Source organism: Stenotrophomonas sp. B2 (assembly GCF_014947095.1).
Classification (GTDB): Bacteria; Pseudomonadota; Gammaproteobacteria; order Xanthomonadales; family Xanthomonadaceae; genus Stenotrophomonas; species Stenotrophomonas maltophilia_P.
The window spans coordinates 258,545-273,512 of sequence record NZ_JADCQA010000007.1; the positions used below are offsets into that span (position 1 = coordinate 258,545).

Here is a 14,968-nt window from a genome sequence, read left to right on the forward strand (position 1 = left end):
TTGCCGTGAGCATCGCCGCCAAGCATTTCGATCCGCAGTTGGGTATCGACATCCACATGTATGCGGTGCCGCCGTGCCCGCTGCCGACGCCGCACATCGGCCTGGTGCTGGATCCGTTCGACTACATCCCGTTCATCGGTTCGACCATCAAGGTCAACGGCGTGCATCGCGGCACCGCCGGTACCGGCGGCCTGGATATCCACATCCCGCTCGGTGTGTGGGGGCCGCCGTTGGCGGCACCGATGGGCCCTCAGTTCGACGGCGAAGAGATCTTCATGGGCAGTCGTACCGTGTCGGCCGATGGCGAGCCGTTCTCGCGGCTGGCGATGCCGGTGCTGGACTGCAATCTGGCCGGCATGATCAACCCGTTCCGGGTGAAGAAGCCGAAGAAGCCACTTCGGGCGATGTCACTGCCGACCGGCCTGAACGTGGCCATTCCCACCAGCGTCAAGGTGGGAGGACCACCGACGGTGTCATGGACGGCGCTCGCGTTCCGCGCGGCGTTCGCAGGCCTGGGCAAGCTGCGCAAGAGTGCGTTCTTCCGCAAGAAGATGGATGCCTTTGCCAATTGGCGGCGGGGCAAGTGGGGAAACCTGCCCTCGGGTTTCCTGAAGTGCAAGGTGCTTCGCGCCGAGCCGGTGGATATCCGTGATGGCAGCGTGGTGGTCAACCACCAGGATTTCGATGTACCGGGCCGCTTGCCGCTCACTTGGCAACGCAGCTACGGCTCGCGCCACGCGGACGCGCCGGGTCTGTGCGGCGCGGGCTGGCAGACGCCGGCAGACATCCGCCTGGAGCTGCTGGCCGATGGCAGCGTCTGGCTGTCCGGCCCCGACCAGGTCGCGTTCTTCCCCGAGCTGCCGCCCGCCGAGGGAGAGGCCGGGGCGATTCTCGATTTCGTCGATGGCGCGCGCCTGCTGAGGCGGCGCGGGCAGTGGCGGGTGCGCTTCAAGAACGGCCTGCAGTACGTGTTCGGTGGCGAGCTGCCTGCAGGTGTCAGCGCGTTGCCGGGCCCGCAGTCCTGGCCGATCGAGCGCATCGAGGATGCGCATGGCAACCACTGGCGCTTCGAGCGTCGCGACGGCCATCTGGTGCGCATCGTCGAGAGCGGTATCGGTGACCTGCAGGGCCGCTTCATCGAAGTGGAGGCGCGCCACGGCCACATTGAGCGCATGGCCCTGCACGACCCCGCCACCGGCCTGGCCCATCCGCTGGTGAGCTACCGGTACAGTGCCGAAGGTGACCTGCTGGCGGCAGTCGACGCACTGGGGGCGCCACGCACCTTTGCCTATGAACGTCACCGCATGGTGCGGCATACCGACCGCGTGGGCCTGTCGTTCCACTATGCGTTCGATGCGCAGGGCAGGGTGGTGCATTCGTGGGGCGATGGTGGTCTCTACGATTATCACTTCGAGTACGACGCGCTGCTGCGCGAGACCCGGGTGACCGACTCGCTGGGTCACCTGAGCGTGGTCAAATTTGACGAGAACCAGCTGCCACTGTGCGAGATCGATCCGCTCGATGGCGTGACGCTGTTCGAGTACGACGATTTCGGGCGGACCGTGGCGGTGACCGATCCGGAAGGACTGCGAACGGCGTTTGCCTATGATGCGCATGGCAACCTGGTCTGCCTGACCCGCGCCGATGGCACGTCGATCCAGATGGAGTACGACCTGGACGACCACATGGTGTCGTTGCGTACGCCGGATGGTGTCGACTGGCAGCAGGCCTACAATGGCCAGGGCCTGCTGGTCAGCCAGACCGATCCATTGGGTGCAACCACCCGCTTCGACTACGACGCACAGGGCCAGTTGCAGGCGCAGACCAACGCACGGCACGCGGTCACGCAACTGCGCTATGACCGTCATGGACTGGTGGCCGCGGTTATCGATGCGCTGGGCCATCAGAGCCGGTTTGAGCATGATCCACTCGGCAACCTGCTGCGCCAGGTCGACCCGCTGGGGCAGGTCAGCCGCTACGAGTACGACGCCAAGGGACGCCTACTGGCCACCGCTGGCCCCGACGGCAACGGTGTGCGTTGCGAGTATGATGCCGAAGATCAGCTGCTGCGCTATACCGACGAAGCGGGCGCGCAGACGCGGCTGCAGTACGTGGGCATCGGACAGATCAGCAAGCGCCTGCAGGCCGATGGGCACAGCGTGGAGTACCGCTACGACACCGAAGAGCAGCTCATCGCGGTCCTCAACCAGCGCGGCGAAACCTATCAGCTGGTGCGCGACGCGCTGGGCCGCATCGTCGAGGAAGTGGACTACTGGGGGCAGTCGCGGCGCTATACCTATGACGCGGCCGGACGACTGACCGCCACCGTGGATCCGCTGGGCCAGCGCATCGCCTTCACCACCGACAAGCTCGGGCGCATCACCCGCAAGACGCTGCCGGATGTACGCCATCCTGGACAGCAGGTACAGGAACACTTTGTCTACGACGTGCAGGGCCAGATTGTCGAGCTGCGCAATCCGGTGCGTACAGTGAAGCGCCGGTATGACCCGCTGGGGCAATTGCTGGAGGAACTGCAGGACGGGTTCCGCGTCGGCTATGCCTATGATGAAGTAGGCAACCGCGTACTGCGCGAGACCGCTGCCGGCAATCGGTTAGCGTTCGGCTACGACTTGCGCGACCAGACCGTATCGGTGGCCATCAATGACGAGCCGCCGATCTCGATGGAGCGCGACGCGCTGGGCCGCACCACGCGCGAGCAGCTGAGCCCGCAATTGCAACGCGAGTTCACCTACGACAGCCGCAACCTGCTGACCTCACAGTCGGTGTTGAAAGATGCCGCCCCGTTGTTCGAGACGCGTTACGACTACGACCGCAGTGGCAACCTGACCAAACGTAGCGACAGCGCACAGGGCGTCGATGAGTACCGCTACGACGCGATCGGGCGCCTGCTGCAGCATATCGACCCGAAGGGAAGGGTCGAGCGCTACTTCAACGATCCGGCTGGCGACCGGCTGCGCACCGAAGTGAAGCAGGTGCAGGCGCGCAAGGTGGTAGGCGGCGACGACGACGACCTGACCACCTGGACGCGCGAAGGCACCTATCAGGGCGTGCACTACGTGTTTGACCGGGCGGGTGATCTGGTGCGCAAGGGCGCACCGCAAGGGGATGCGCCGGATGACCTGACGCTGATCTGGGATGCCAACCATCGGTTGGCGGAGAGCCGCCGCAACGGGCAGTCAACGTACTACGGCTATGACCCGCTGGGGCGGCGGGTGTTCAAGCGCAACCCGACGCAGACGACGTGGTTCTTCTGGGATGGTGATGCGTTGCTGGGCGAAGTGCAGCAGGCCAATGACGCCGAAGAGGCGGCGCCGGTGTGGGTGGGGAATGTGGGCAGCCTGGTCGAGGTACGGCGTCGGCAGCGGCAGCTGGAGAGGCTGCATAAGCGGGTGCGGGAGTATGTGTACTACCCGGGTACGTTTGTGCCGTTGGCGTTGGTTGTAGAGCGCTCCAGCAGGGGCGTAAGCGCAACTAGCAGTGCTCCAACTCCCGCAGCGAGCGGCGCAGATGCTCTGCTACATCGTAATCGTGCTTCAATACCAGTGAGTTCCACAGTTGGGGCCAGTAAACGCGGTATCGGTCTGTTGGGCGGTGGAGCATCATTGGGCTCAAGTGGGTTAATCATTGCCGCCGAGGTGGTCGAGCGCGGTGAAAAGCCACCCGAGCCGCTTCACAGTGAAGCGGCATTTGCCGATCCCGTTTCAAGCCTAGTGGGCGAGCTGGGATCTTCAGGTGCCAAGGTCAAGGAAAACCAGCCGGGCAAGGAGGTATGGGTCTATCAAGTTGATCCTAATGGACGGCCCATCCGGCTGCTTTGTCGCGACGGGAGGTGCGGCTGGTCAGGCTCGTATGATGGTTGGGGCAAGTTGCATGAGGAACGCTTCGATGACGGGGTTCACAACTTCATCAGATTCCAAGGGCAGTACGCGGACCTTGAAACCGGCCTCCACTACAATAGATATCGCTATTACGATCCGCACGCGGGTTCGTATGTCTCAGAGGATCCAATTTCTATTGCTGGTGGAGTAAACATATATGGATATGCAAGGAATCCGTTTCGCTGGTTTGATGCGCTGGGGCTCTATGTAACAAAAACACTTGCTGAGTGGTTGAAGGATTACCCAGATCTATTGCAGGAGGCTAGGGATAAATTCAAGAGCGCGCCTGAGTGGCAGGGCATCGACCCGGATAGTACGCCCGTGTTCTATCGGCCGAAATCGGAAGTGGACGTTATTCGCGCTAAACCTGGAGAATCCGGTGGCCATCATCCTCACGGCTTGGCGCTGGGTGGGCCAGAGGGGCAGGTACTAACGATTACGAATGAAACGAGAAAGATTAAGAATCCGAATCATAGTGCTGCAACTGGATTGCAGAGAAGAATAATAAATGTGATAAAGGCGCAGTGTAGGAGCTGATATGAATATTCTGTATTCGAATTTCCTGGATTTTCTTGTGGGAAAGGGTTGGATTTTGGTTGGTAGGGATGGTGGTGATGGATCGCCACCTGTTATCGATGATTCGATAAATGCAGATGTTCCGGCCTTTTACTTGGAGTTTCTTTCGAATTTCACATCGCTCTCGAACAAGGATGAGTCACGGTGGTTCGTCTCAATCGAGGAGTTTGCGGGTGTCTCGGATGGCGCGTTCTCCTGGGATGAGTTTGAGAAGATGAGTATTGACGCTGCAATGACGGATGCTGATGGCGAGGATGTTCGAAAGTTCTGGGCAGAGTATTTGCCGATTTTTATGGCGGTCGACGGAGACTATCAATTCGTTGGGCTGGGCCGGAGCTCTGGGGCGGTTGTGCACGGCGTTGAGCCCGAGTTTGAAAGTGTTACTAGGCTTGCCGAGACATTCGACGAATTTCTCACTGCGGCGATGAATGGCCAGTACGACGAACTATTCTTTGGGCGCTAGTTGCCGGGTGCGCACCGGCAGCATCCGCTGGCGCGCAGACGCGGCTGCAGCACGTGGGCATCGGCCAGATCGGAAAGCGCGTGCAGAAAGTTGTTCTGATGCATGGCAGACACGAAGCAGCATTCCCGACTCCGGGTGCTGAGCTGGTGTTCTTCAACGCCCCTTTCAACACTGAGAGGCTCGCCCGGATCGAGCAGGTTCACCTCTGGTCACCTCCCGGCGACAAGCTCGAAGCGCTTCCGGAGATCCTCAGGGAAATGCGGGGTCTCAAGACGCTCAGCATCGGGCCGGGATCGATCGCACCGTCGATCATGGATGGACTCGAGGAGGGGCTTCTGCCTGAGAGCATCGAGGCATTGAGCATCCATCTTGGCACGGGGACGTTGGCCTGGCCGGGCGTTGTGCTACCCAATCTGAGGACGCTGTATGTCGACGTGCCGGTGCGCTTCGACACATCAAGCTTCCCCGCGTTGAAAGTACTTTCGCTCTATCCAGACAGGTCATTGAAGAATCTCAGGCAGGCCCTGGCCCTGCCTCTGGAAGAACTGAACATTCTGAATGTCCCCGTGGATGGTGAGATCTTCAACATCCTGTCTGCATCGGCTGGTGGCCTCGAACGCCTGGGACTGTTGGGTGGCACGAAGCTGAAAAGCCTCGATGGCATCGAGACACTTGCCGCGTTGACGTCGGTATGGCTGAAGAATCTGAGTTCGCTGACAGACATCCGTGCACTGGTGGGGCTCGAGCAGCTCAGGAAACTGGATATCCAGTACTGCAAGAAGATTGCCAACATCGAGGTCATCAATGATCTTTCCGCGCTTCGTGAGTTGACGCTCGTGGGTTGCGGAAAGGTGGGTCTGAAGAAAATACAGGCAAAGATCGAATCGCTTCAGAAGCGCACCATCGGGGCGACGACCTAGCCACATTGCATGTGCGGTGCCGTGCCCGCTGGAACTGCATGAGGTTCATGCGTGACTGAAACTGCATTCTCCCGCGTTTATGCCTCGGTTTCGTTGGAGGTGAGTGCCCAGGTCCTTCGGGATTTCGGACTGGAACCGTCGACGAGCGAGCTGATGCTTCGGCTGGGGCTTCCTTCACGGCTGCCGGGCGATGTACCTGTTGTTCAGTTCGAAGTGCCCCACGTGGTCGAGATCGATGGCACCGGACTTCTGGCTATCGCGCGAGAGCCATGGGGCGAGGATGTGCTGCTGTGCCTGTCGGCGAGTGGCGAGGTACTTGCCGTGGGCGATGGCGGACGTCAGATCGTGAATGGACGCCTGTCGAGCTTCCTTGGGTTTCTCGAAGCGTATGAGGCATTCCAGGCCCAGGCAAAGGCGGATGATTCCGGTCCGATGGTCTACTCCCAGGCGGAGATGCAGGCCCGGCTGGAGGCATTCGAGCGGGGTGAGATTCCCAAGCGCTCTGCAAAGCCGCGATTCGATCGCAGTAGGGCGATCAGGACGCTGGTGTCGGAGTGGAGGAGGCTTGATGCCGCTGCACTGACGGAAGGGTCACGGTGGTCAATTGTTCTGGAACAGATCCAGGATGGCCTTGTTTGAGATGTCGGTCCTGTAAGGCGACATTCGGGCAGCAGAATCCGGACGACCACTGGGTGGCGTCCGGCAGCAATATCTTCCAGAGCCATCGCGGACGATCGCCCGATCAACCCCGATCCGGCCTGCCATGCGTTGAACAGTTCGTCCTCGCTCTGGAGACGTACCATGTCGCCCGTCCTTCGTCGTGTACTGTGCCTGCTGGCGCTGCTGCTCTGTGCCTTCACCACGGCCGCCCAGACCCACGGCCGTCCGGCCGTCCGCCCGGTTCGTGCGGTCCCGTTGCTGCAGGTCGCGGGCGCCGAGCAGCCCATCGTGCTGCGTCGGGCCTCGATCGAAGGGGAGGTCCAGGCGGGTATCGCCCAGACCCGCGTCACGTTGGAGTTCCATAACCCCAACCGCCGGGTCATGGAGGGCGAGCTGCAGTTCCCGCTGGCTGATGGCCAGCAGATCACCGGCTTCGCCCTGGATATCGATGGCCAGTTGCGCGAGGCGGTGCCCGTGCCCAAGGACCGGGGGCGTCAGGTGTTCGAGGACATCGCGCGTCGCGGCGTCGATCCGGGCCTGCTGGAGCAGACCGCCGGCAATCAGTTCCGCCTGCGTGTCTACCCGTTGCCCGCCGGCGGCAGCCGCCGTGTGCAGCTGGTGCTGCGCGAACCGCTGGCGTTTGCCGCCCACGGCTGGCAATGGACCTTGCCGTTGCAGTTCGCCGCCGGCGCGGCCTCGGTCGAGCTGACCCTGCAGGCGCCGGATGCGGCGACCACGAGCGCAGGGCCGTTCCGCTTCACTGAGGGGCAACTGCATTGGCAGGGCCGAGGCGCCCTGTTGCCGGCGCAGCTGCAGTGGACGCTCCCGGCATCACGTCAGGCACGGGTACAGGTCGCACCGTGGCAGGACGGTCACTATCTGCTGGCACAGCTGCCGGTGCCGGTCGATAACGCGCCGCGTACGCTGCCGACCGATATCGGCCTGCTGTGGGATGGCTCCGGCTCATCAGGCCGGCGTGACCGTTCGCGGGAGTTTGCACTGCTGGACCGTTACTTTGCTGTGCTGGGAAACGGCACGGTCGCGTTGACGGTCCTGCGTGACCGGGCCGAGCCGGTGCGTCGCTTCCGTATCCGCGGCGGTGACTGGTCGGCATTGCGGCAGGCGTTGCAGGCCGTCCGCCCGGATGGCGCCAGCGCGCTGGCGCAGTGGCAGCCGCAGGCAGCCGTGAAGGAGTATCTGCTGGTCAGCGACGGTCTGTTGACCTACGGCCCGCAGGTGTTGCCGACGCTCGCCGCCGACCAGCGCCTGTTCGCGGTCAGCAGTGCGGGCGCACATACCGATGTCGTTCGGCTGCGCGGTTGGAGCGAATCACATGGCGGTCGCTTCGTCGCCCTGGGAACGGATGTCGATGCCGCTGCACGCGAACTGCTGTCTTCGCCGCTGGACGTGCAGGTCGATGCGGGCCGCGGTGTACAGGACGTGGTGATCGATCGTCGCAGTGAAGCGCAGGGCTGGCTGTGGCTGCACTCGCGGCTGGCGGCGGACGGCGTGCCGATGCGGGTCCGCGTCGGCGGCCAATGGCTGGCGCTGCCCGCGACACAGACGAGCGGCAATGGAGAACTGCTGGCCGGCCTGTGGGCGCAGGCGCGGCTGCAGCAGCTGGCCGCCGACCGTCGCGGCAACCGTGAGGCGATGCAGCGCCTGTCGCAGCAGTTCGGCCTGGTCGGTCCGGATACCTCGTTGATCGTGCTGGAGACGCTGGACGATTACCTGCGCTACGCGATCCGGCCTGCCGGCGCGCTGCGGACCGAGTACGACGCCCGCTTTGCACGCGTGGTCGCTGACCGCAGCGCCGCCGAGCGCCGTCGCCTGGACGACATCGCCGCACAGTGGCAGGAGCGCCGGGAGTGGTGGCGCCGCAGCTGGCCGAAAGACACACCGCCGCAGTTGCAGGGAAAGGCGTTGGACAGGGTTGCCGTCTCTGCTTCGGCCGCTGCGCCGGTAGCGATGCTCGCGGCCGCACCTCCCGCGCCCGCACCGATGCTTGCGGCCGCGGAACGCGACGTCCAGGTGTCGCGTGCACGCGCCCGTCGCTCGGCACCTGCACAGGAAGCCGCACGCGATGCGAGCACAGGGAGCGGCGCTGCCGCAGCGCCAGAGGCGGCAGCGAACAGCGGTGCGCTCGGCATCCAACTGGCCGCATGGCAGCCAGATTCGGCCATTGCCCGGCGCCTGCGCCAGGGGCCGTCCTCGCAGCTGTACGACCGCTACCTGGCCGAGCGCGCCGCGCATGCCGACAGCAGTGCGTTCTTTCTCGACGTGGCCGATCTGTTGCTGGAGCAGGGGCAGCGGGACCTGGCCCTGCGCGTGCTGTCCAACCTGGCCGAGATGGACCTGGACAACCGCCATCTGCTGCGCGTGCTCGGCTACCGCCTGATGCAGGCCGACGCACCGATGCTGGCGGTGCCGGTGTTCGAGCAGGTGTTGGCGATGGGCGAGGAGGAGCCGCAGAGCTTCCGTGATCTCGGCCTGGCCCTGGCGGCGGCGGGCCGGCCACAGCAGGCGCTGGCGCCGCTGTACCAGGTGGTGACGCGGCCCTGGGACAGCCGGTTCAACGGCATTGCACTGATCGCGCTGGACGAGCTGACCCAACTGGTTGCGCGCAGCACGCCAGGGCTTGATACCTCGGCCATCGACCCGCGCCTGCTGCAGCCGATGCCGCTGGACCTGCGGGTAGTGCTGTCGTGGGATGCGGACAACAGCGACATGGACCTGTGGGTGACCGACCCGAACGGCGAGCGCGCGTACTACGGCAATCGTCTGACCTACCAGGGAGGACAGATGTCACAGGACTTCACCGGAGGCTATGGACCCGAGCAGTTCTCACTGCGTGATGCCAAGCCGGGCAGGTACAAGGTGGAGGCCAATTATTTCGGCAGTCGCCAGCAGCTGGTGACCGGTGCCACGACCCTGATGCTGCGCCTGACCACCCATTGGGGCACGCCGAAGCAGAAGGACCAGAGGGTGACGATGCGGTTGAAGGATCGTGCCGAAACAGTGCTGGTGGGCGAGTTCGAGGTCAGATAGCGCCGAGCTCAGTTCGGGCAGGCTTGAGTCGGAGCCGGGCATGACCCGGCTCCACGCGATGGTGTCACGGTGCCGTCGCTGCGCCTGCCACCGAAGGCGATGGCGGATGGACGCGCAGGCCGAACAGGGGACGCAGCCAGCGGACACGACGGATCAGCAGCTCGTGGATCAGCAGGCAGCCGGCGACGGTGCCGGCAACCAGCAGAGCCGGTTCCAGCCAGGGGCCGAGCTGAAGGGGCCGCAGCCAGTAGAGCAGGACGATCAGCACGGTCTGGTGCAGGATGTACCAGCTGAAGACCGCCTCTCGGCAGTAGTCGAGGCCACGCCACGGCTGGTCGAGCAGCACGCGGGCCCAGCCGAACATCGCCAGCAGTGCGCACCAGGTGTACAGGGCCCGGCCGACGCGCTCGGTCTGCGCCCATGGCAGCGACAGCACCCATGGATCGAGCTGGTCAAGGTCGGGCATCCGGCCCAGGGCGCGGATGCCGAGTTCGACCAGCAGCCCGATCAAGGCCAGCGCCAACGTCAGGCGCCGGCCGCGCACGAGCAGGTCCCAGCCGCGTTGCCAGCGTGCGGCCCAGAAACCGGCCAGGAACAGGGGCAGGGACTCGGCATGCACGTAGAGGTCGTTCAGCAGCGCATGGGTGGGCGGCCACGCAGGCATCACCACCAGCAGGGCCCAGGCCAGCCAGAGCACCGGCAGCACCAGGCCGATGATCGCGATCAGGCGGTCATCGGGCCGCCATGACGGCAGCCGCGCCCACAGGGCCTGCATCGGACCGGCCAGCGCGATGGCCAGCAGGGTGTAGGGCACCAGGTGCGCCAGATACCACAGGTGATTCCAGGTGAACCCGTAGGCTGCCCCGTCGAAATGCGCGCCCGGCCACGGCCGGAACTGCCAGTAACGCCACAGGAAGGCGCCGAGTCCTGGCGTCACATCGCCCTTGTCCACCGCTTCGCAGTAAGCCTGCAGCGAGACGACAGCGACGATGCCGAACAACAGCGGCAGCAGCAGGCGTCCGCTGCGTTTCAGTGCGAACCGGTGCCGCCCGTGCCGCGGCAGCGAGAGGCCCAGAGCGATACCCGAGATCACGAACAGCAGTGGCATGCGCCAGCGGTTCAGAGCGATCATCGGCCACTGCAGCCACTCGGCTGTGTAGGCGCTCTTGAGATGGAAGCCCCAGCCATCCACGTAGGCCATGGCCGCGTGGTAAAGGATGAGCAGGGCGAAGGCGAGCACGCGGAGCGTGTCGATGTCATGGCGTCGGGTCATGGCCGCAACCGGCAGGAAGGTGACGCCAGACTGCGTCCGCAAAGGTGGCGGCGTAAGCGGCAGGGGGCCACCGGTGCCGCGGTAGTGACCAATGGCGGGCGTGCCGGGATCAACGGGGAGGCTACGCTCGCTCCCTTGATGCACGCTGAGGGACCGCGACGAGATGGATGCAGCAATGGCTCAGGGCAGACTGCCGCGCTGGCGAACGTCAAGTCGCCTGCTGGTGTGGGCCGCGATCCTGTCGGCGACCGCAGTGACGAACGCGCTGGTGGAAGTGATGGATTCCGGGCGCCACGGCACCGCCCTGGCCCTGTGGGAGCCCCTGGTCTGGGAGTTCAGCAGTGCCGGAGCGGTGCTGCTGACCCTGCCGCTGCTGTGGTGGGGGTGCGAGCGCTGGCCGTTGCATGCCGACACCTGGAAGCGCCTGCTGCCGCTGTACCTGCTGGCCAGCGTGGGGTGGTCGCTGCTGCACGTGGTGGGGATGATGGTGATCCGCCACCTCGCGTACGCCTCACTGGGCCATCACTACCAGGACGATGACGGCTGGTTGCAGCGCTTTGCCTACGAGTACCTGAAGGATGTCCGCACGTTCGCGTTGTTCGTGGCGCTGGAGCACCTTGCCGGCTGGTTCGGCCGCCGCCGCCAGGGTGAGGCATCCCTGCTGGCCGCGCCGGATGTCGGTCCGCCGGTCGAGCCGGTCGAGCGCCCGCAGCACTTCCTGGTGCGCAAGCTGGGCAAGGAATTCCTGGTCGCCACCGAGGACGTCGAGTACGCCCAGGCCGCTGGCAACTACGTGAATCTGAGGGTCCGCGGCCATGACTATCCGCTGCGGATCACCATGGCGGTGCTGGAGCTGCGGCTGGATCCGCTGGTGTTCCTGCGGCCGCATCGCAGCTGGCTGATCAACCGCGGGCAGCTGCGCTCCATCGAGCCGCTGGATGGCGGCGAGGCCCTGCTGCACATGGCCGATGGGGCCAAGATTCCCTGCAGCAGGCGCCAGCTGCCGCTGCTGCGGCAGGCGCTGGCGGGAGGATAGGGGCGGGCGGACCTGCGGAGCGCCCGCCCCCTTCGTGCTTACTTCCTGTCCTTCTTGATCATCGCGTCGATGCGCGCGGCGCGGGCTTCCGAGCCGGGGTGCGACGACATCAGGCCGCCTTCGCTGGACAGCTTGCGGAACATGCTGGCCAGGGCTGCCGGATCATAGTTGTGGCGCTTCATGAACTGGTAGCCGTACTCGTCCGCCGCGCTCTCTTCCTTCTGCGAGAACTGGGCGTTGACGAAACCCTCGGCGAGGTCGCCGAGCTGGCCCTGGCTGAGCTGGGTCAGGTTGCCGTTGCCCGACGCTGCCAGGCCTTCGCGGCCGGCCGATGCGAGCAGCGCGGTGCGCATCTTGGTCTTGCTGTGGCCCAGCTTCACGTGACCGATTTCGTGGCCGATCACGCCACGCACCTCGTCATCACTGGCCATGTCCATCAGGCCGGTGTAGACGCGGACGCAGCCGTTGGCCATCGCCCAGGCGTTGACATCGGCGGTCCGGTAGACCTTGAAGTTCAGGTTCAGGCCGTCCTCGTTGGCGAGCCCCTGGGTGATCTTGGCCAGGCGCTGGGCATAGGGATCGTTGGCGGGTGCCAGCTGGTTCTCCTTGTCCATGTAGGCGCAGGCCTGGTCGGCGGCCGCCGAGACCTCTGCGTCGGACAGGGTCAGCGCCTTGCCGGCCTTCAGGCCGGTGCTGGTCAGGCCCTTCAGGTCGATGGCCGAGGCATTGGCGGCCAGCAGGCAGGCGGCCAGGCACAGGGTGGAACGCATGATCTTCATTGAAATGGTGCTCCTTGGATTGGGATGGGCCGCGCGTCCCCCTGTTGCCGCGGCGGCCGGGAAGTCTACCGGCTTCAGCCCGCCCCGTGTCCAGCCGCCGGCCGGGCCGCTGGGGGTGCCTCGCCGCCTGCCGGGCGCCTGCGTTATCATTGGCAGTCATTTTTTGAACGCACGACCGCCGACATGATCGAACTGAATCCTGTCCGCCAGCGCATCACCGATCTGACCGATCGCGTGCTGTCGCTTCGGGGGTATCTTTGACTACGACGCCAAGAAAGAGCGTCTTGAAGAAGTAACGCGGGAGCTTGAAAACCCCGACGTCTGGAACAACGCCGAGTACGCCCAGAACCTGGGGCGCGAGCGATCCAGCCTGGAAAAGACCGTGGGCGGCATCGCCTCGGTGCTCGATGGCCTGAAGGATGCGACCGAGCTGCTGGAGCTGGCCGAGTCCGAGCAGGACGAGGACACCGCGCTGGCCGTGGTTGCCGATCTGGACAAGCACCAGTCGCACGTCGAGAAGCTGGAGTTCCAGCGCATGTTCTCCGGCGAGATGGACAATGCCGCTGCGTTCGTCGACATCCAGGCCGGTGCCGGTGGTACCGAAGCCCAGGACTGGGCCGAGATCCTGCTGCGCATGTACCTGCGCTGGTGCGAATCGCGTGGCTGGAAGACCGAGCTGATGGAAGTTTCCGGCGGTGATGTGGCGGGCATCAAGTCGGCCACCCTGCGCGTGGAAGGTGACTATGCCTATGGCTGGCTGAAGACCGAGACCGGCGTGCACCGCCTGGTGCGCAAGTCGCCGTTCGACTCGGACAACCGTCGCCACACCAGCTTCACCTCGGTGTTCGTTTCGCCGGAGATCGACGACAACATCGACATCACCATCAACCCGGCCGATCTGCGCACCGACGTCTACCGTTCGTCCGGCGCCGGTGGTCAGCACGTCAACAAGACCGAGTCGGCGGTGCGTATCACCCACATTCCGACCAACATCGTGGTGGCGTGCCAGACCGGCCGCAGCCAGCACCAGAACCGCGACAACGCGATGAAGATGCTGGCCGCAAAGCTCTACGAGCTCGAGATCCAGAAGCGCAACGCGGAGAAGGATGCCGTGGAAGCGACCAAGTCCGACATCGGCTGGGGTAGCCAGATCCGCAATTACGTGCTCGATCAGAGCCGCATCAAGGACCTGCGCACGGGCATCGAGCGTTCCGATACGCAGAAGGTGCTCGATGGTGACCTCGATGAGTTCGTCGAGGCCAGCCTGAAGGCCGGCCTGGCGGTGGGGTCCAAGCGCGTCGATGCCTGATGCGCACGCCTGCGCCGATATCATCGCCTTCCGCGACGGAGGGCGATGATGCGCAGCGAGAGTGAACGCAGGGAGCTCGGCGGTTTCCTCAAGGCCTGCCGCGCCCGTGTCGACCCGGCCACGCTGGGCCTGCCGGCCGGGCGCAGGCGTACCCCCGGCCTGAAGCGCGAGGAAGTGGCGCTGGCGGTAGGGGTCAGTGTCAGCTGGTACACCTGGATCGAGCAGGGACGTGAAGTGCGTGCGTCGCCGGAAGTGCTCGAGCGGCTGGCCCGGGTATTGCGGATGAGCGATGACGAGCGCGCATATGCGTTCGCGCTGTCCGGCTATGGCGTTCCGCTGGAGTCGCCAGATGAAAGCGTGACTGATGGCCTGCGCCAGCTGGTGGACGCGATGCAGCCGATCCCGGCCTACGTACGCAACACCCGTTTCGACATCCTGGCCTGGAATCCGGCCATTGCCGAACTGTTCGTCGACTACAGCCAGCTGGCGCCGCATGAGCGCAACACGCTGCGGCTGATGTTCCTGTATCCGCCTTATCGCACGTTGATCCTCAACTGGGAGGAGATGGCCCGGGGCCTGCTGGCCGGCTTCCGCGCGGCGATGGCGCAGGCGCAGGACAAGGCGCCTTTCCTGGCGCTGGCCGAGGACATCGCTGCCCACAGCGATACGTTCCGGCAGTGGTGGCCGGAGCATGATGTGCGCCGCTTCGACGAGGGGGCGAAGAAGCTGAACCACCCCACGCGCGGGTTGCTGGACCTGCAGTACGTGGCGCTGGTGCCGGAGAGCCGGCACGACCTGTCGTTGGTCACCTACCTGCCGCGAAAGTAGGTGGGTCGGCAGGGCTGCGCCCTGCACCCGCAGAGGCTTCAAGCCACGGCAACGGCAACGGCGTGCATTCCGTGGGATGGCGGGGCGGCGTCGAAGTGCGGGGACGCCGTGAACCCGTCCATGGGGGCTTGGCAGCCGTATCCATGCGGCTGACACCCCGCACTCCGACGCCGCCCC

General features: G+C 64.8%; 10 protein-coding genes. 8 read left to right on the forward strand and 2 right to left on the reverse strand.

All coding sequences use genetic code 11. The annotated features are described in order from the left end of the window. Nucleotides 1-5: 5 nt before the first annotated feature. From IMX13_RS10805 to IMX13_RS10825, 5 genes are all read left to right on the forward strand, one after another. Nucleotides 6-4,436 (forward strand): RHS repeat-associated core domain-containing protein, encoded by a 4,431-nt coding sequence (locus IMX13_RS10805; RefSeq protein WP_193396343.1) that lies wholly within the window; start codon nucleotides 6-8, stop codon nucleotides 4,434-4,436. A 1-nt stretch (nucleotide 4,437) separates the two neighbouring features. Beyond that, nucleotides 4,438-4,938 carry an SMI1/KNR4 family protein gene (locus IMX13_RS10810; protein WP_053519334.1) on the forward strand — a complete coding sequence of 167 codons (501 nt, stop codon included), beginning with the start codon at nucleotides 4,438-4,440 and terminating at the stop codon, nucleotides 4,936-4,938. A 53-nt stretch (nucleotides 4,939-4,991) separates the two neighbouring features. Further along, nucleotides 4,992-5,858, forward strand: a complete 867-nt coding sequence (locus IMX13_RS10815; protein ID WP_146256237.1) for a leucine-rich repeat domain-containing protein — start codon at nucleotides 4,992-4,994, stop codon at nucleotides 5,856-5,858. Between the two features lie 51 nt (nucleotides 5,859-5,909). Then, on the forward strand, nucleotides 5,910-6,497 hold the full coding sequence (locus IMX13_RS10820) for an SUKH-4 family immunity protein (protein ID WP_193396344.1): 588 nt from the start codon (nucleotides 5,910-5,912) through the stop codon (nucleotides 6,495-6,497). A 162-nt stretch (nucleotides 6,498-6,659) separates the two neighbouring features. Continuing rightward, on the forward strand, nucleotides 6,660-9,566 hold the full coding sequence (locus IMX13_RS10825; RefSeq protein WP_193396345.1) for a VIT domain-containing protein: 2,907 nt from the start codon (nucleotides 6,660-6,662) through the stop codon (nucleotides 9,564-9,566). A gap of 64 nt (nucleotides 9,567-9,630) precedes the next feature. Here IMX13_RS10825 and IMX13_RS10830 read toward each other — a convergent pair whose 3' ends face one another. Next, nucleotides 9,631-10,839: an acyltransferase family protein gene (locus IMX13_RS10830; RefSeq protein ID WP_193396346.1), complete on the reverse strand. Its 1,209-nt coding sequence runs from the start codon at nucleotides 10,837-10,839 to the stop codon at nucleotides 9,631-9,633. Nucleotides 10,840-11,014: 175 nt separating this feature from the next. On the opposite strand from IMX13_RS10830, the gene IMX13_RS10835 reads away from it, so the two are divergent. Continuing rightward, a complete protein-coding gene (locus IMX13_RS10835) occupies nucleotides 11,015-11,875 on the forward strand; it encodes a LytTR family DNA-binding domain-containing protein (RefSeq protein ID WP_193396347.1) in 861 nt (286 codons plus the stop codon). Between the two features lie 38 nt (nucleotides 11,876-11,913). Here IMX13_RS10835 and IMX13_RS10840 read toward each other — a convergent pair whose 3' ends face one another. Next, a complete protein-coding gene (locus IMX13_RS10840; protein ID WP_053519322.1) occupies nucleotides 11,914-12,654 on the reverse strand; it encodes a M48 family metallopeptidase in 741 nt (246 codons plus the stop codon). Between the two features lie 183 nt (nucleotides 12,655-12,837). Here IMX13_RS10840 and prfB point away from each other — a divergent pair. Together prfB and IMX13_RS10850 are read left to right on the forward strand one after the other, a co-directional pair. Continuing rightward, nucleotides 12,838-13,963, forward strand: a protein-coding gene (gene prfB / locus IMX13_RS10845) for a peptide chain release factor 2 (protein ID WP_111186457.1) whose coding sequence is annotated in 2 segments (ribosomal slippage) — nucleotides 12,838-12,912 and nucleotides 12,914-13,963 — 1,125 coding nt in all. Because the reading frame shifts where the segments join, the coding sequence is not laid out codon by codon here. Between the two features lie 45 nt (nucleotides 13,964-14,008). Beyond that, the gene (locus tag IMX13_RS10850) at nucleotides 14,009-14,791 is read left to right on the forward strand and encodes a helix-turn-helix transcriptional regulator (protein ID WP_053519318.1); all 783 of its coding nucleotides are present in this window, start codon (nucleotides 14,009-14,011) and stop codon (nucleotides 14,789-14,791) included. The last annotated feature ends 177 nt before the right edge of the window (nucleotides 14,792-14,968 follow it).